At 56.4% G+C, this 20259-nt stretch carries 2 protein-coding genes; both read right to left on the bottom strand.

Translation table 11 applies throughout. From position 1 onward, the window contains the following. Positions 1-19: 19 nt before the first annotated feature. Positions 20-658 (bottom strand): glycoside hydrolase family 11 protein, encoded by a 639-nt coding sequence (locus BN1546_RS14885; RefSeq protein ID WP_013373220.1) that lies wholly within the window; start codon positions 656-658, stop codon positions 20-22. Positions 659-1198: 540 nt separating this feature from the next. Beyond that, positions 1199-20137 (bottom strand): non-ribosomal peptide synthetase, encoded by an 18939-nt coding sequence (locus tag BN1546_RS14880; protein WP_090738104.1) that lies wholly within the window; start codon positions 20135-20137, stop codon positions 1199-1201. Between the last annotated feature and the right edge of the window lie 122 nt (positions 20138-20259).

Below are 20259 nucleotides of genomic sequence, written 5' to 3'. Positions count from 1 at the left end.
ACAGTTTGCAGTTGAGTGGTTACCACACCGTTACGTTAGAGCTCCCACTACTCTGATATCCTTCTGTTGCTAACACCTGGTAAGACCAGTTGTTCCCCAGATGCATTCCTTTGCTCGCCCATGCCTTCACGTGATTGCTGAAAGTGATCGTGGAGTTGCCCCCGGTCGGTCTCTTCGTCTGTCGAACACTCCAGTACTGAATAAACGTCGTTTTTTGGCCTTCAATGGAAGGTGCGTCGTATCGCATTGTTGTGTAGATGTCATATGTGCCCCCATCACTGGTCACTGTACCTTTATACGTTCCGGTAGGTCGATAAGTACCCCAGCTATCAACGACGTAATATTCGATGAGTGCGTTTCTCGTCCACCCGTAGAGAGCCAAATATCCATTACCGGAAGGCGCCCAGACACCGGCATTGTAGTTAATCGTTCTGTTGGGCGATCCAGTAGTCCAGCCTTTGCCGACAACAAAATTCCCGGTATCCTTCCATGTTACGCTGTAATTACCGCCTGATCCATTAACAGCATTGACGGTCCCGCCGCCATCGGTCCAATTTTGCCAGTAGTCTGTCGCTGCACTTGAGGTTGTTGCAAACACTCCAAAACTCATGGAAGCTGCAAGAACTACCGTTAACATTTTCTTACTAAACTTAAACATACTTTACCTCCTACAATTTTTATATTTGCATTCTACACCTGCTTGTCGGTCGATTCTCTGTTGCAGTGCATCACTCATGTGAACCATATTCCGTGTTTTCTTACTTTCACCTCCTTTATATGTAAAATTATATAATAATAGTGATCACACAACCACTTGGCAAATTAAATATTAAACTTTACTATGTTTAGATTTCCCTGAGTTTTAAAATAGTGCAGCGCCAGCGTAGCGGCTCATGATGTGTGCATGCCATCTTGGATTTGGCCCACAGTTCTTTCGCTCCGTAGGCTACATGAAGCGAACGACAGGAATATAGAGTTCTTTGGCCGCGGTGCCCTCACTCTGCGTAAACGCTCTAGTTATCTGCGCGAGTAGCAGTGCATTTTAAACCACAACTTGAAAAAATTTAGGTTTTTTAAAATTATATTTAGAGCTTTAAGTTTGCTATAGCGTACGCCTTTTTCCCTTTCATTTGGAAAAAAACACCCGGCAGGATGTGTACCGAGAGAAATACGGCATACACCCAAACCGGGTAAGGGATTAGAAAATAATATCAATGGCCTCTAGCACATCTTGCTCCTGTTCGGATTGCCCGTTCAGGGAAATATCCTTCAACAGCACCGAAGGCTGTTCGCAAATTTGGGTGATGATCACGAGCAGGTCCTGAGCGAAATTGTCGATCAGATTGCGCGTAAACAACTTGGTTGCATATTCAAACTGCCCGTTCATTCCCTCATCCAGCAACGAAATGACCAAGGTAAGATCAAATTGGGAAACCGTATGAGTTTCCGGATAAGATTCGATCTTGATATCCCCGAAGCTTTGAACGTTATCTTCCTTGGTTTCCAGAACAAACATGACATCGAATACAGGATTGCGGCTTTGATCTCGCGGCGCCTGCAGCTTTTTCACAAGCTCCTCGAACGGATAATCCTGGTGGTCGTAGGCCCCCAGCATCGTTTCTTTGACTTCGTTCAAGTAAGCGAGGAACGTCTTCTCCCCGGACGGATAATGGCGAATCGCCAAAGTGTTGACAAACATTCCGATGAGCGGCTCCAGGTCGGCATGTGTGCGGCCCGAAGCCGGCGTGCCTACAATGAAGTCTTCTTGTCCCGAGTACTTGCTGAGCAGGATTGAATAGGCCGCCAATAACACCATATAAAGGGTGGCACTGTTCTCATCGGCGATGCGCTGCAAGCTGTCGGTCATCTGCTTGTCGATGCTGAAAGGCAGCACATCTCCCTCAAAGCTGCGAGCGGCAGGTCTGACAAAGTCCGTAGGCAGTTCAAGCGTCGGCAGTTCGCCTTCCAGCACGTCCAGCCAGTAGGCTTCCTGACGTTTCAGCCGCTCTTTTACAGGTTCGGACTGCTGCCAAGCGGCGAATTCCTTGTATTGAATCCGAAGCGGTTCCAGAGTCTCGCCGTTATACAGGCGCAGCAGCTCTTCGACGAAGATGCCCATCGACATGCCATCCGTAACGATATGATGAATGTCCAGCATGAGCAGATGCCGTTCCGCTTCCCATTCGACTAAGCCCACACGCAGCAGCGGCGGCCGCTCCAAATCAAAGACGCGCACAAAGCCGTCTACGATGCTCTTCGTTTCACTTTCCGTCGCTTTCGTATACTCGACGGCAAACTTCAAGTCCGGATAAATCCGTTGTACCGGTTCGCCGTCGACCATTTCGAAGCCAGTTCGCAAAATTTCGTGACGAGCTATCAATCCTTTGAGCGCCGCCTCGAATTGATTCCGTTCCAAGCGCCCGACGAGAACCGTCATGCCGGACATGTTGTAGCTAAGCTCGGCGCCTTCCATCTGCTGCTGGATGTACAGCCGTTTTTGCACGGAGGAAAGCGGATAGTAATCCCTCTTATCCAGAACCGGAATGGAGAGGTGTTCCTGCCGCTCCAATTGGCTGATCGCTTCGGCCATCGCTTCGATGGTCGAGTGCCGGAACACATCGCGCAGCGGCAGGTCCACGCTCAGCTCCTTGTGCACCTTGCTGACCAGCGTCGTCGCCCGCAGGGAGTGCCCGCCGAGGTCGAAGAAGTTGTCCGTCACGCCAATCGTGACCGACCCGAGCACGTCCTGCCAGATGGCGACCAGTTTCGCCTCCAGTTCGGTGCGCGGCGCCACATATTCGCGGCCTGCGCTTGCTCCCCCTTCCGGCGCTGGCAGCGCCTTCCGGTCGATCTTTCCGTTCGGCGTCAGAGGCAGGCGCTCCATCTCCACGAAGTACGACGGGATCATGTACCCCGGCAACTCGCTGGCAATCGCCCGCTTCAGGTCCAACGCCGTCAAGCCTTCTTCCGCTGTATAATAAGCGCACAAAGCTTTCTGACCTTCTTGATCTTCCCTGACGACGACGACCGCTTCCTTCACGCCACCTACACTCAGCAGCTTCGCCTCGACTTCGCCCGTCTCAATCCGGTACCCCCTGATTTTCGCCTGGTTGTCGATCCGGCCGATGAAGTCCACGTTCCCGTCTTCCATCCACCGCGCCAAGTCTCCCGTGCGGTACAGCCGCTCGCCCGCGGCGAACGGGCTGTCTACGAACTTCTCTTCCGTCAGCTTCGGACGGTTCAAGTACCCGCGCGCCACTCCGACTCCGCCGATGACCAGCTCGCCCAGCACCCCGACCGGCACCGGATTCAGGTGCGCGTCCACGATGTAGAATTTCGCATTCAGCCACGCTTTGCCGATCGGCACATTGCCTGTCTGCGGCAGCTTCGTCAGTTCCTCGTCGTAGAAGCTGGAGTCGATCGCCGCTTCCGTCACGCCGTATGCGTTGATGATCCGGAACAACGAGCCGAAGCGTTCCTGCAAGGTCCGGTAATCCGCCACGCTGCAGCTGTCCGAGCTCGTGATTAACAGCTCCATCCAGCTCATATCCAGTTGCTGCTCGTGCACGTACTCCAGGAACGGCACGATCAGCGCCGGCGTCGATTCGAAGATGGTGACCCGTTCCCGCTCAATCCAGTGGTGCAGACGAGACGGATCGATCCGGTCGTCCTTCGGCACGATCACCATCGTGCCTCCGTTGTACAGCGTCCGCGCGATATCTCCCACGAACACGTCGAACGAGAAGCTTGCGAGCTGCAGCAGCCGCACCGGGAACTGATCCAACCGGTATTCCCGCCGGTAGCCCGCCGCCGTGTTCACCAGGCTGCGGTGCTCGATCATCACGCCCTTCGGCTTGCCCGTCGTTCCCGACGTATAGATCACGTACGCCAGATCCTCCGGACGGGCTTCATGGAAGCTGTCGGTGCCGATATTCTGATGGCTCTCATCGCCGTCGTCCACAGCATCCGTCAGCTTGCCGGAGACCATGCCCGAGCCAATCGGCGCATTCGCCCGCTCCTCGCTGTACGACGCTTCGTCGTCCAGGTACAGCACCGCCGCCAGCGCCAGCTCCTCTTCGCCAAGCCAGGCTTCAGCACGCTCTCGCAGCGCCGTTTGCGTCAGCAGTACCTTCGCTCCGCTGTCTTCGAGCATGAACCGCACGCGCTCCGCCGGATAATCCGGGTCCAGCGGCACATACGCCCCGCCCGCTTTCCAGACGGCCAGCACGGCCACCAGCAAGTCCACCGAACGCTCGGCGAGAATGCCGACGATCGTCTCCCGGCCGATGCCGCTTGCGCGCAGCGTAGCCGCCAAGCGGTTCGCCCGCTCGTTCAGCTCAGCATACGTCAGCCGGTCGTTCTCGTACACGACGGCCGCCTCTTCCGGCGTGCGCTCCGCCTGTTCCTCAAACAGTCGGTGGAACGCGGCCGCAGGAGCCGCTTCCGGCTGCGCCGGGTTAAACGCGCCGAGAATTTGCTCTTTTTCCGCCGGTGTCAAAATGCCCAGCTCGGCAATAGTCGCCGACGGGTTGCGGAGAATGGATTCAAGCAGCTGCAAGTAGTGAGCGGCCAATTTCTCCACCGTTTCGGTTTTATAAAGAGCAGTGGCGTATTCAAACAGATATTCCAAGCCTTCCTCGATCTCCGTGACGTCCAAGCTGAGATCGAATTTAGAAACAATTTCTTCGCTGGCATACGTCGACAAATGGAGTCCGGAAAGCTGGATTTCCAAATTCTCTGTATTCTGCAAAGCAAACATTGTATCGAACAACGGATTGCGGCTTAAATCGCGAGCTACGTTTACCTTATCCACCAGTTCCTCAAACGGATAATTCTGATGTTCAAAAGCGCCCAGCGTCGTCTCCTTGATTTCCTTCAAGTAGTCAAGGAACGTTTTACCGGCAGCCGGATAACTGCGGATGGCCAGAGTATTGACGAACATCCCGATCAGCGGCTGAACATCGCTGTGATTTCTTCCCGCAATCGGCGTACCGACCACCACGTCTTCTTGCCCTGTATACTTATGCAATAATATTGTATAACCAGCAAGCAGAACCATGTAAAGCGTTGCGCCGTTCTCGGCTGCAAGCCGTTTCAGACCCTCGCTTTTCTCGCTATCCATAAACAATTGCAGCGTGCGGCCCTCGTAGCTCTGCATAGACGGGCGCGGATAGTCCGTCGGCAATTCCAAAACCGGCAGCTCTCCGCGGAACATGTCGAGCCAGTAGGCTTCCTGCTTGGCAAGCTGAGCTTTCTGCTCGTCCGATTGCTGCCATACCGCATAATCTTTGTATTGAATGCGGAGCGGCTCCAACTGTTCCCCGCTGTACAAGCGGACGAACTCTTCGATCAGTACGTCAATCGAAACGCCGTCGGATACGATATGATGCGTATCGAACATTAGAATGTGCCGGTCCGGCGCCAGTTCGGCAAGGCCTACCCGCAGAAGTGGCGGCTTCGCTAGATCAAACGGACGAACGAATTGGCGCACCGTTTCTTCCGCCTGCTCCCCGCTGATCTGCACATATTCCACCTGGAAGGCGGCTTCTTCGTAAATTCGCTGAACCGCTTCGCCTTTTACCATCTCAAAGCCGGTACGCAGCGTTTCATGACGAGCTACGAGCCCGCGGAACGCTTCTTCAAACCGCTGCCGGTCGAGCTCTCCTTCGAGCAACATAGCTCCCGGTATGTTGTAGCTCAGCTCGGCTCCTTCCAGCTGGTTCAAGATATAGAGACGTTTCTGAGCGGAAGAGAGCGGATAATACTCGCTAGGTTCCGCAGCCGGAATAGCCGTGAACGAGCCGATCTCCAGCCGCTCCATAGCCGCGGCCATTTCCTCAACCGTCGAGTAGCGGAATACGTCGCGAAGCGGGAATTCAACGCCTAGCTCCTTATGCATTTTGCTGACAAGCGTCGTCGCCCGCAGGGAGTGTCCGCCGAGGTCGAAGAAGTTGTCCGTTACGCCTACCGCCTTCTCCCGAACAAGCACATCCTGCCAAATGGCGGCCAGCTTCGCCTCAAGTTCGGTGCGCGGCGCCACGTATTCGCGGCTTCCGCCTGCTCCCCCTTCCGGTGCCGGCAGCGCCTTCCGGTCGATCTTTCCGTTCGGCGTCAGAGGCAGGTGCTCCAGCTCCACAAAGTACGACGGGATCATGTACCCCGGCAGCTCGCTGGCAATCGCCCGCTTCAGGTCCAACGCCGTCAAGCCTTCTTCCGCTGTATAATAAGCGCACAAAGCTTTCTGACCTTCTTGATCTTCCCTGACGACGACGACCGCTTCCTTCACGCCACCTACACTCAGCAGCTTCGCCTCGACTTCGCCCGTCTCGATCCGGTACCCCCGGATTTTCGCCTGGTTGTCGATCCGGCCGATGAAGTCCACGTTCCCGTCCTCCATCCACCGCGCCAAGTCTCCCGTGCGGTACAACCGCTCGCCCGCGGCGAACGGGCTGTCTACGAACTTCTCTTCCGTCAGCTCCGGACGGTTCAAGTACCCGCGCGCCACTCCGACTCCGCCGATGACCAGCTCGCCCAGCACCCCGACTGGCACCGGATTCAGGTGCGCATCCACGATGTAGAATTTCGCATTCAGCCACGCTTTGCCGATCGGCACATTGCCTGTCTGCGGCAGCTTCGCCAGCTCCTCGTCGTAGAAACTGGAGTCGATCGCCGCTTCCGTCACGCCGTATGCGTTGATGATCCGGAACAACGAGCCAAAGCGTTCCTGCAAGGTCCGGTAATCCGCCACGCTGCAGCTGTCCGAGCTCGTGATCAACAGCTCCATCCAGCTCATATCCAGTTGCTGCTCGTGCACGTACTCCAGGAACGGCACGATCAGCGCCGGCGTCGATTCGAAGATGGTGACCTGCTCCCGCTCAATCCAGTAGTGCAGACGAGACGGATCGATCCGGTCGTCCTTCGGCACGATCACCATCGTGCCTCCGTTGTACAGCGTCCGCGCGATATCTCCCACGAACACGTCGAATGAGAAGCTTGCGAGCTGCAGCAGCCGCACCGGGAACTGATCCAACCGGTATTCCCGCCGGTAGCCCGCCGCCGTGTTCACCAGGCTGCGGTGCTCGATCATCACGCCCTTCGGCTTGCCCGTCGTTCCCGACGTATAGATCACGTACGCCAGATCCTCCGGACGGGCTTCATGGAAGCTGTCGGTGCCAACATTCTGATGGCTCTCATCGCCGTCGTCCACAGCATCCGTCAGCATGCCGGAGACCATGCCCGAGCCAATCGGCGCATTCGCCCGCTCCTCGCTGTACGAAGTTTCTTCGTCCAGGTACAGCACCGCCGCCAGCGCCAGCTCCTCTTCGCCGAGCCAGTCTTCGGCACGCTCTCGCAGCGCCGTTTGCGTCAGCAGCACCTTCGCTCCGCTGTCTTCGAGCATGAACCGCACGCGCTCCGCCGGATAATCCGGGTCCAGCGGCACATACGCCCCGCCCGCTTTCCAGACGGCCAGCACGGCCACCAGCAAGTCCACCGAACGCTCGGCGAGAATGCCGACGATCGTCTCCCGGCCGATGCCGCTTGCGCGCAGCGTAGCCGCCAAGCGGTTCGCCCGCTCGTTCAGCTCCGCATACGTCAGCCGGTCGTTCTCGTACACGACGGCTGCCTCTTCCGGCGTGCGCTCCGCCTGTTCCTCGAACAGCCGGTGGAACGCGGCCGCAGGAGCCGCTTCCGGCTGCGCCGGATTAAACGCGCCAAGAATTTGCTCTTTTTCCGCCGCCGTCAAAAGCTCCAACTGATTCACGCGGATGTTCGGGTTAGCCGCAACCTTCTCCAGTGCTTGGGCAAAATGACCGTGGATCAGCCTGATGTCTTCCTCTCTGAACGTCAGCGCATTGTACGTAAACCGCAGCAAAATATGCTCTTCCGGAATGACGGTAATGTCCAGGTCGTAGTTCGTTTGCTCCGGCGACTGGATATTAGCGATTTTCAGCGCTTCTTGGTCTCCGCCGACGACCTGCTCAATCTGTTCTTCCATCGGATAATTTTCAAAGACCATGATATGGTTGATCAAGTCTCGCTTTTGCTCGCTCAGCGACTGAATTTCGAACAGCGGGAACGTTTCGTAAGCTCCCGATGCCAGCGCTTGATCCTGGGTTTTTCTCAAGATATCGGCTACCGTCTCCTCGGCTTTGCCTTGAATACGGACCGGGATCGTATTAATAAACAGGCCGATCATGCTTTCGATGCCCGGAATTTCCGCTGGACGCCCGGATACGACGGAGCCGAATACGACATCCTCGCTGTTGTTGTATACCTGCAAAACCAGTCCCCATACGGTCTGCATGAACGTATTGAGCGTCACCTGCTGCTGGCGCGCCACCCGCTCGATTTGCCCGGTCAGTTCCTTGCTGAGTTCCACATCGATTTCAGCCGCTTCAAAATGGCCCTGCTTCAGCTGCGTTTTCTTCTGGGGCAGCTTGGTCTGCTGATCGTAACCCGCCAAATACTCGGACCAGTAACGCGAAGCTTTCGCGGCATCTTGAGCTTCCAGCCATTCGATATACCGGGAGTACGAGGTAACCGGAGGAAGCTCCAGCGTCTGCTTCTCCTGGAACGCGAAGTAGGTGTCGAACACTTCCTTGATCATGAAGGACATGCACCAGCCGTCCATCAAAATGTGATGGTGACTCCAGATCACATGGTAGGACTCGTCGCCCGTGCGCAAAACTGTCACGCGCATAAGAGAACCTCGGGCCAAATCGAACTTGTTCGCTTTATCCGCGCTGACGAAATCGGCTATCGTCTTCTCCGGGTCTTCATCGCTTACCGAGCGAATATCTTCGAAGTACACTTCACACTTCCGCTCGCGGAATACCACTTGAATCGGCTCGTCTCTCCAGCCGGTAATAAAGTTGGTCCGTAGCGCCTCATTCCGCTGCACCAGCGTATCCAATCCTTGGGTGAAGGCTTCGACATTCAGGCTTCCGTACAGATCGAAGGTCACCTGTTCGAAGTAAGCTTCCGAATCGGCATCCAGCAGGCTGTGGAACAACATCCCTTTTTGCAGCGGAGTCAGGGTGTATACATTCTCCAGTTCGCCGAGCGCCGCCGTATGTTCAGCCAGCCGCTCCAGTTCCTCCACCGTCACATCTTGAAGCAGTACGTCGCTAGGCGTAAGCTCCGGCCGCTCTTTCGATACGCAATGGCTGATGACTTCACGCAAGCTCGAATGAAGCAGGGTGCCCAGGCGCTCTACCGTTTCCCGTTTATACTGGGTTTCCCCATAACGGATCGTGAGTTCCTGCACTCCTTCCGACACCATACCGTTGATATCGAGGACATAATCCATCACTGCATTCGGACTTGAATCGGAGCCCGGGCTGAACGGAGACGGCCGCGAGCCGCTGCTTTCGTAATCCTGGTCGAACTGACCCAAATAGTTAAAGCTGATCTCCGGCTCCAAAGCGAAGCGCTCGCCGTCACGCGGCGCCGACAAATAACGCAGGATGCCGTAGCCGATTCCTTTGTTCGGAATGCGGCGCAAGCTTTCTTTAACCTGTTTCACCTGATGACCGAGCGCCTGGGCGTGACCCGGCTCCAGAACGACAGGGAATTGGCTTGTAAACCAGCCTACCGTGCGCGTAATGTCCACATCCGGCAAAATATCTTCCCGGCCGTGGCCTTCGAGATTCACCAGCACGCGTTCCCGGCCGCTCCAAGCTTGTATCGCGAGGCCAAGCGCGGCAAGCAGCAAATCATTCATTTCCGTATGGTAAGCACGGTGTGCCTGCTTCAGCAGCTGTTCGGTTTCCTCCGCCGTCAAGCGAACGGTCACGAGCCCGCTGTCCTTCAGCTTGGATCTGCCTTGTTCAAAATCTTTCGGAAGCGGCTCATAGGTCAATTGCTCGATATGCTGCCAGTACTCTCTCTCGCTTTCCATCGCCGGACCGTTCGCATAATCAGCGAGCTGTTTCGCCCACGTTTGGAATGAATCCGTTTTGAGCGGCAGACGGATCGGCTGCCCTTGCAGCGCCTGCTCATAGCCGGCAGCAAAATCCTCAAGCAGAATCCGCCAGGATACGCCGTCTACGACCAAGTGATGGATCGCGATGAGCAGGTGGTCGCCGTCGTCGCAGCGGAACAAGCCGAGCTTCACCAGCGGACCGTTTTCCAGATCGATGCTCGCTTGAATGTCATTCGCCTTAGCCTCTACCGCTTCTTTCACATCGCCGACTCCCTTGAAATCGACAACTTTCAGATCGAACAGCGCTTCGTTCTCCCCGGCGCCGCGGTTCCAGGCGATATAGCCATTCTCGGTTTGGCGGTAAACCGTACGGAGAGCATCGTGATGCACGACAAGCTGACGCACCGCTTGGCGTAAAGCTTCTTCATCAAACCCTTGCTTGGAGAACTGCATGAACGCCTGGTTGCTGTGATGCACGTCGGCCGGATTTTGTTCAAAGAACCAGCGCTGAATCGGGGTCAAGATGACCTCTCCCGTCACTTCGGCCTGGCTTGCCGTTCTCTCCGCCGTTTGCAGCTGCAAACTAAGGGCGGAAATCGTCGGGTAATGGAACAAATCTTTCATGACCAGCTTGTACCCCGTTTGCAAAAGACGGGACGATACCTGCAAGGCCTTGATCGAATCGCCGCCGAGCGCAAAGAAATTGTCCATCGTGCCGACCTGATCCATGCCCAGCACCGACTGCCAGACCGACGCAAGTGCTTGCTCGGCAGGAGTACGAGGTGCCGTGTATGCAGCCTCGGCACGAATGCTTCCTTCCGGTACAGGCAGCGCTTTACGGTCGATCTTCCCGTTCGGCGTAAGCGGCAATTGATCCAGGCGCATGATGCGCGAAGGCACCATATGGGAAGGCAGCGCGGCGTCCAGATGGGCCACAAACCCTTCCAGATCGAAGCTGGAATCCGCTACGACATACCCGCACAAATATTTCTGCCCCCGCTCGTCCGTCCGGTCGATGACAAGCGCTTGACGCACGCCGGCAAAATTTTTCATGGCCGCTTCAATTTCACCAAGCTCGATCCGATAGCCGCGAATTTTCACCTGGTTGTCGATCCGGCCGATGAAGTCCACGTTGCCGTCCGGCATCCAGCGCGCCAGGTCGCCCGTCCGGTACAGCCGCTCCCCAGCGGCGAACGGACTGTCTACGAATTTCTCCGCCGTCAAATCCGGGCGGTTCAAGTAACCGCGGGCCACACCCGCTCCGCCGATAACCAGCTCGCCCAACACCCCGATCGGCACCGGCTTCAGATTCGCATCCACGATGTAGAACTTGGCGTTCAGCCACGCTTTGCCGATCGGCACGCTGCCCGTCTTCGGCAGCTTCTTCAGCGGCTCGTCATAGAAGCTGGAGTCAATCGCCGCTTCCGTTACGCCGTAGCTGTTAATAATACGGAACTGCGAGCCGAAGCGCTCCTGCAAGGTGCGGTAATCCGCTACGCTGCACGCATCCGAGCTTGTGATCAGCAGCTGCATCGAGCTGAGGTCCAGACCCTCGGCATGCACATGCTCCATGAACGGCACGATCAGCGCCGGAGTCGATTCGAACACCGTCACGGCGTAGTCGCGAATCCAGCCGTAGAGGCGGGTTGGATCAATCCGGTCGTCCTTCGGCACGATGACCATGGTGCCCCCGTTGTACAGCGTCCGCGCAATGTCGCCGACGAACACGTCGAACGAGAAGCTTGCGAGCTGCAGCAGCCGGATCGGGAACTGATCCAGGCGGTATTCCCGCCGGTAGCCCGCCGCCGTGTTCACCAGGCTGCGGTGCTCGATCATCACGCCCTTCGGCTTGCCCGTCGTACCGGAGGTGTAGATGACGTAAGCCAAATCGCGCGGCTTGTTCACATTCGCCGGATTCGATGCGAGATCCGCCGCTAGTACGTTCTTCTCGGCTTCTGCCGTGGCGGATTTTTCGGCAGCAGCCGTTTCCGCTTGTGCCAAAGCCTCCGCCTCTGCGCCTGCTTCGCCCAAAGCTTGTACGCCCACAGCCGCTTCCGACGCGCCGAGGCTGTACGTCGCGGCGTCGTCAAGCGCAAGCACCGTTTGCAGCACTAGAGCTCCGTCGCTGCACCAAGCTTCCGCCTGCTCCAGCAGGCGGGTCTGCGTGAGCAGCACCGACGCCCCGCTGTCCGCGAGCATATACTCGATCCGCTCCGCCGGATAGTCCGGGTCGAGCGGCACATAAGCGCCACCCGCTTTCCATACGGCGAGCACCCCGATCAACAGCTCCGCCGAACGGCCGGCCAGAATGCCGACCACCTGCTCCGGCTTCACCCCGCGCTCCCGCAGTGCATACGCCAGACGATTCGCTTTGGCGTTCAGCTCCGCATACGTCAGCTTGCTGTCTTCGTAGACAACCGCCAGCGCTCCCGGAGTGCGCTCCGCCTGCTCCTCGAACAGCTCGTGGAACGTTCTCTCTCTCCACGACTCATCCGCTTCCAAACCTGTACCCTTTGCGGCGGGTTGCTTCGCAAGAGCCGAAGACGACACGTCAAACCCGACCAGCAAATCATGCTTTTCGCTGTCCGTCAAGATATCCAAATCCGAAATCCGCGCACCCGGCTGAGCCAGGATCGACGCTAAAAGCTGCTCGTAATGACCCGCCAGCCGTACCATCGTTTCCTGTCTAAACAACGAGGTAGCGTACTCGATCTTGCAAACCAGCTCGTTATCGGCTTCCACGATATCAAAGCTAAGATCAAACTTTGCCGTCTTTTCCTCGATGTCGAACAGCGACCATTTCAAACCTTCCAGGGTTAAATCCAAGCTTTCGTGCTTTTGCAAAGAAAACATGGTGTCAAACAGAGGATTCCGGCTTAAATCCCGGCTCACCTGAAGAGCTTCCACCAGCTCCTCGAACGGATAGTCCTGGTGCTCGTAGGCTCCAAGCGTCGTTTCCTTCACTTCCTGCAAGTAATCCAGGAACGTCCGCTCCGCCACCGGGGCCAAGCGAAGGGCCAGCGTATTGACGAACATGCCGATAATCGGCTGCAGGTCGGCGTGAGAACGGGCGGCAATCGGAGTGCCAACCACTATATCTTCCTGTCCCGCGTATTTATGAAGCAATACGGAGTACGCAGCTAGCAGAAGCATGTACAGCGTCGCCCCCGAATCGCCGGCAAGCCGTTTGAGAGCTTCGCTTTTCTCCGCATCCAGCGTAAACGTGAGCGTTTGACCGTCAAACTGCTGAACGGCCGGGCGGGAGAAGTCGAGAGGCAGCTCAAGAACCGGAAGCTCGGAGCTGAATACCCCACGCCAGTATTCCTCCTGCCGTTTGATGCGCTGGCGCTGCTCCTCGGATTGCTGCCAAACGGCGTAATCCTTGTATTGAATCCGCAGCTCCGGCAATTCCTCCCCATTGTAAAGCCGCACGAATTCGCGCAGCAGCACGTCCATGGAAAGGCCGTCGGAACCAATATGATGAATATCCAGCGCGAGCAGAAATTTCTCTCTCTCCAGTTCGATCAGTAGGGCGCGCAGCAAAGGCGGCTGGGTCAAGTCAAAAGGCTGAATGAAGCCTTCAAGAATGGCCGCAACCTGATCTTCGCTTGCTTGAAGCTTCTCGACTTTGAAAGCTACGAACGGATGAATACGCTGAACCGGCTCCCCATTCACGATTTCAAAACCGGTGCGCAGCATATCGTGCCGGGCCACCAAAGTAGTCAGCGCCTTTTCCACTTTGGCCTCGTTCAAAGCCCCTTCCAATTGCAAGGCGCTTGGGAGGTTGTAATTCAGCTCTGAGCCATCCAGTTGGTGCAGGACGTACAGCCTTTTTTGCGCGGAGGAAACCGGATAGTACGCTTTCTCTTCCGCTTTCGGAATCGAGCTGTGCCGCGTTTCTTCCAAGCTGGCAATAGCCCCGGCCATCGACTCTACCGTCATACAGCGGAACACATCGCGCAGCGGAAGTTCGACGTTCATTTCCTTCCGAATCTTGCTGACAAGGTTCGTCGCCCGCAAGGAGTGGCCGCCGAGCTCGAAGAAATTGTCCAAGACTCCAATGCCGGAGTAGCCCAGCACTTCCTCCCAGATCTTCACAAGCTGGGACTCCGTCCGGTTACGCGGCGCTACGTATTCGACGCCCGTTTGCAAGCCACCTTGCGGCTCCGGCAGCGCTTTGCGGTCCACTTTGCCGTTGGTCGTCAGCGGCATGCGCTCCAACTGCACGAAGTACGACGGGATCATGTACCCCGGCATTCCCTGGGCCAGCGAGGTTCTCATTTCACTGACCGTCAGCGTCCGGTCCGCCACAAAGTAGGCGACAAGCGCCTTCTCGCCCCCGCCGTCCTGACGGGCGAGCACCACCGCTTCTTCCACGCCCTCGACGTTCAGAAGCTGCGTCTCGATTTCGTCCAACTCGATCCGGTACCCGCGGATTTTGACCTGGTGGTCGATTCGGCCCAGGTATTCGATGTTGCCGTCCGGCAGCCAAGCTGCCAAGTCGCCCGAGCGGTACAGCTTCTCCCCCTCCGCAAACGGGGAATCGACGAACTTCTCCGCCGTCAGATCCGGACGGTTCAGGTATCCTCTCGCAAGGCCTTCCCCGGCCACGTACATTTCGCCCGCTACACCGATCGGCACAGGGCGGCGGTTTTCATCAAGGACGTACACCCTCAGCGTCGGGATCGGCTTGCCGATATTGCTCTTCGCCGCCTCCATTTCGACCCACGTGATTTCCTTATACGTCACGTGAACCGTCGTCTCGGTAATGCCGTACATATTGATCAGCTTTGTCTCCGGGTACTTCGTCTTGAAGCCCTTGAGCAGCAGCGGACTCAGCGCTTCGCCCCCGAAGATGACGTTGCGAATCCGCAGATCGTACGGATGGTCCGCCAAGACCTCACGCAGCAGCTGGTAGAAGTACGTTGGCGTCTGGTTCAAAATCGTGACCTGTTCGCGGCCCAGCAGCGCCAGGAAATCGGCCGGATTTTTCGCCGTGAGCGGCGGTACGATGACCAGCTTGCCTCCGTACAGCAGCGCTCCATACATTTCCCAGACGGAGAAATCGAAGCAGAACGAGTGGAACAGCGTCCACGTGTCGGACGGCCCGAAGTCGAACAGGTTCTTGTCGTTGAACAGGAGGCGCACGACGTTCTTATGCTCGATCAGCGTTCCTTTCGGTCTGCCGGTCGTTCCCGACGTGTAGATGACATATGCCAGGTTGCCCGGTCCGGAAATCGGCTCCAGGTTCGAAGCATCCAGCGCATCGGCGGAGTCCGCCCCTCTGTCGCCCCAAACGAAATCGTCCAATTCGAGGCGCGTTCCTGCGAAGTCGGTCTTCTCGTGCAGATGCTTTTGAATCAGCAATAACGGCGCGCCCGAATCCTCGATCATGAAGCGGATGCGCTCCTCCGGGTAGTCGGGATCGACAGGCACGTATGCTCCGCCCGCTTTGAGAATCGCCAGAATGCCGACAACCATATCAAGCGAGCGTTCGGCCAGAATCGCTACCAGCTGGTCCGCTTCTACTCCCGTCTCCCGCAGCTTCCGTGCAAGGCGGTTGGATCGCTCGTTCAGCTCGCGGTATGTCAGCTGCCGCTCGTTCATGACGGCGGCTACGTTGTCCGGGTAAAGCTCCGCCTGCTCTTCGAACAAGCCGTGAATCGTCTGCTGCCGCGGGTAGTCCGCCTCCGAATCGTTGAAACCGCCCACCAACTCGCGGATTTCCTCCTCTGTGAGCATTTCCAGCGAGGCAATATCCCCGTCCGGCGCTGCTGCGATGGTTTCCAGCAGCTTGTCATAATGTCTGGCGAACCGCTCCGCGGTCTCCTGTTTATACAAAGCCGTAGCGTAATCCAACCGGCATTCGAGCTGACCGTCCAGCTCCGAAATGTCCAGGAGCAGCTCGAACTTGGATGTTCGGTTTTCCAGCGGATAAAACGATTGCTCCAGCCCCTCGATGACAATTTGCTCGTTTTCCGTATTTTGCAGGGCGAAGAACGTATCAAAGAGCGGATTCCGGCCGGTCGCGCGTGGAATGTGAAGACTTTCCACCAAGTCTTCGAACAAATAATTTGGGTGTTCGAAAGCCCCGAGCGTGATGTCCTTGATTTCTTCCAGGTACGAAAGGTACGGCTTGGAACGCTCCGGACGGCTGCGAATGGCCAGCGTGTTGACAAACATCCCCACGATCGGCTGCACTTCTTCCTGCGTTCTTCCGGCAATCGGCGTTCCGACAATCAGATCTTCCTGACCCGAATATTTATGCATAAGGATGGAGTAAGCCGACAGCAGCACCATGTACAGGGTCGTCCCCGTCCGCGCCGCCAGCTCTTTCAGCTTCTCCGTCCGCTCTTTCCCGATATAAAACTTCACGGTCCGGCCGTCAAAGCTTTGTACCGCAGGCCGCGGGAAGTCCGTCGGCAGCTCCAATACCGGCAGCTCGCCCGACAGCTGTTCCAGCCAGTATTCCTTCTGCGGCTGGAGCATCTGCCCGTAAGCTTCGGAATGCTGCCAAACGGCATAATCTTTGTATTGAATGCGTATCGGGGCCAGCTCCTCGCCCCGATACAGGCGGCTGAACTCATCGAAGAGCAGCGCTGTCGAAATGCCGTCCGAGACGATATGGTGCATATCGAACAGCAGAATGTGGCGATCCTCGGCGACTTCGATCAGGCCGATGCGGAGAAGTGGCGGCTTGGTTACATCAAACGGGTGATAGTAAGCTTCCACCACTTGGTCCACTTCCCGCTCGCTCGCCTGGAAATAATCGACAGCAAACTCCACCTCATCATAGATGCGCTGAACAAGCTCGCCTTGAACCTGCTCGATCCCGGTACGCAGCGTCTCATGGCGCTGAATCAGCGCCCGGAACGCGTGCTCGACGCGCGTGCGGTCCAGCTTGCCTTCGAGAAGAAGCGCCGCCGACATATTGTAGCTGCGCTCGGCCCCGTCAAGCTGGCGTAGGATGTACAGACGCTTTTGCTCGGATGAAACCGGATAGTACTCAGCCTTAGCCGCCTTTGTAATCTCATACGTCTCCTGCTGCCTTAAACCGCCGATTCTTTGGGCCAGCTGTTCGATCGTGGTGTAGCGGAAAACTTCCCGCAGCGGAACCTCGACTTGCAGCTCTTTCCGAATCTTGGAAACCAGCGTGGAGGCCCTCAAGGAATGACCACCCAAGTCAAAGAAATCGTCTTGGACTCCAACTCGCGCAATACCCAGCACCTGCTGCCAAATGAGAGCAAGTCTTGTTTCAAGCGTTGTGCGAGGAGCCACATACTCACGGCCTGCTTCTACCTCTCCGGTCGGTTCAGGCAGCGCTTTACGGTCAATTTTGCCGTTCGGCGTGAGCGGAAGCTTATCAAGAGACACCAACCGGGCCGGGAGCATATGGGCCGGCAGCTCTTGCTTCAATTGGGACAGCAGATCGCTCAGCTGCAAGGAAGCATCCGCCGTCACGTAGCCGCACAAATACTTCTGCCCCTGCTCATCCGTACGGTCGGTCACCACAGCCTGCTTGACGCCCGGGAAACGAAGCAGGGCCGTTTCAATTTCGCCGAGTTCGATCCGGAACCCGCGAATTTTCACCTGATAGTCGATCCGGCCGATGAAGTCGACGTTGCCGTCTTCCAACCAGCGGGCCAAATCGCCAGTCCGATACAGACGTTCGCCCGGCACAAACGGGCTGTCCACAAACTTCTCGGCGGTTAGGTCCGGACGGTTCCAGTACCCGCGCGCCACCCCGGCGCCGCCGATGACAAGCTCGCCCGAAACCCCTACAGGAACCGGCTTTAATGCGGCATCGACAATGTAAAACCGGGCGTTTAGCCAAGCTTTGCCGATCGGCACATGACCTGACGGCGGCAGCTTATCCAGCGGCTCACCGTAAAAGCTGCTGTCAATGGCCGCTTCGGTAACGCCATAGCTGTTGATGATGCGGAATTGTCCGCCGAATCTTTCCTGCAGCAATCGGTAATCGGTGACACTGCAAGCATCCGAGCTGGTAATCAGCAACTGCATGGAGCTAACGTCCAGCCCTTCTTCATAAATATGCTGCATGAACGGCAGGATGAGCGCAGGCGTCGATTCGAATACCGTAATGTTTTGGTCCCGAATCCAGCCGTATAAGAGGTTCGGATCAATCCGGTCATCCTTCGGCACAATCACCATCGTGCCTCCGTTATACAGCGTCCGCGCGATGTCTCCGACGAACACGTCAAACGAGAAGCTGGCCAGCTGCAGCAGCCGCACCGGAAACTGATCCAACCGGTACTCGCGACGGTACGCATCCGCCGTATTCACGAGACTACCGTGCTCGATCATGACGCCTTTCGGGCGTCCCGTCGTACCCGAGGTGTAAATCACATAAGCCAAGTCTTGTGGGGCGCTGCCGGCGGATTCAAATTCCACGGCTAAGGCATCCCCGTTATAAATCTGTTCATCGTCCATGGAATAGACAGCTTGAAGCTTCAGCCGGTCATCAGCCAACCAACCTCTGGCCCGCTCCAACAGATGACGCTGCGTAAGCAGCACCGATGCATCGCTATCGCTGAGCATGTACTCAATCCGCTCCGCCGGATAATCGGGATCCAGCGGTACATAGGCTCCGCCGGCTTTCCAAACGGCGAGCACTCCGACCAGCAGTTCCACCGAACGCTCCGCCCAGATCCCCGTAATCGTCTCCCTTCCCACGCCCTGTTCGCGAAGGAGAGAAGCCAGCCGCTCGGCGCGTTCGTTCAATTCGCCGTAGGTCAGCTGTTTGTCCATGTAGACGACTGCCGGATGATCTGGAATTTCCCGGGCAAACTTCTCAACATACCGATGAAACGCTTCTCCCTCGCTAAGTCCTGCAACCGGCGGGTTAAAAACGTTGAGAATGCGGTGTCTCTCCTCATCGCTCAGCAGAGAAATCTCGCGTACCGGCAGTTCGGGAGTCTGAAGAAACTGGTCCAGAACGGTTACATACTGTTCCATAATCCGATCAATCTCGGCCGTCTCGAACAGGCCGGTACGATAGGAAGCATGGAGAATTACATGGCCTTCATTCAACATATGGTCGAAGCGCAGCAGCAAATCGTCCATCTCGTGCCTAGCGAAGTGAGCCTCCAGGCGTACCTTGATTTCTTCGTACTCCACGATTTTCAAAGGCAGATATTCCAGAGACGTACGGAACAGCCCCGAAAGATCGTTGCGGCCGTGTTGTTCGCGTAAATCCTGGATCAATTGGTTATAAGGGTATTTCTGATACCGCAGATCCGCCGTATTTTCCTTGGAAACCGTTTGGATCAAGGAAAGCACGTGCTTGTCTGGATTCAGACGAATCCGCGTAGCCACGGTGCTGACGAACATGCCGATCGTTTCTTTTTCCTTCTTGCTGGTCCGATTGGCGAAAACCGTGCCGACCGGAACATCGGTGCTGTCGGTCAGCTTGTACAATAAGACGTACATGGCGGACAGAAATAACGTATATAAGCTGACCTGATATTGTTCGCTGAAGGCCAGAATGCGTTCATACCGGGAACCGTCCAAAGTGATGGCCAGTTTATTGGATTCGCTGCCGATCGAGAATGGCGGATACGATTTAATGCCGGTCGTTTCAGGCAAAGTGTTGTACTTCGTCAGCCAGTATTCCTTGCCTTTTTGATAACGCTGCGATTGCTCATATTCACGCTCCGCAGAAATATAATCCAGATAGGAAGGGGCCTGGTAACTGCTGTAGGTGCCTTTGCGCAGTTCCAGGTATTTTTCCATCACCGCATGCAGCAAAGCATTGACGGACAAGCCGTCGGCGATAATATGATTTACCGTCAAATTGAGCCATACTTGGCCGTTCGCAAAATGGATAATCGTAAATTGGTGGAGGTGTTCGTCGAACACGCTGGCCGGTTTTTCGCTTACTTCTTTCACCCAAGCATAGAATTGTTCGGTTGTGCCTATTTCGAGGCGGCTTATCCTAGCTTGGACATTCTCCGGCTCTTCGAACCACTGCGTTGGATTTTGCAAATCCCCGCTAATGCGGATTCGGAAAACGTCATAGGTTTTGACGATCTCTGCCGCCGCTTGCTCCAGAAGCTGTGTGTTGATCTCGCCCGTAATCTGGTAGGTCGCGGAAAGCATCGTGATGGACGTTCCCGGATTCATAATTTCCATGAACCATATTCGGCGCTGGGCTTGCGTTAATCCATATTTCTCGTTGGTATTCTCTCTCACATCGACACACTCCCGGTTTAGAGATTCTTTATAGATAGGCTTTGTACCTAGATGTCACTTAGTCACTCTTAGAAGAACCGCGCAGGCCACTCCCGGAACGGCTCCTTCGGACTCTTCCTCCT

Origin of the sequence: Paenibacillus sp. Mc5Re-14 (assembly GCF_001049835.1) — a bacterium.
Taxonomy (GTDB): domain Bacteria; phylum Bacillota; class Bacilli; order Paenibacillales; family Paenibacillaceae; genus Paenibacillus; species Paenibacillus polymyxa_C.
This window is presented reverse-complemented; position numbering and strand designations above follow the sequence as displayed.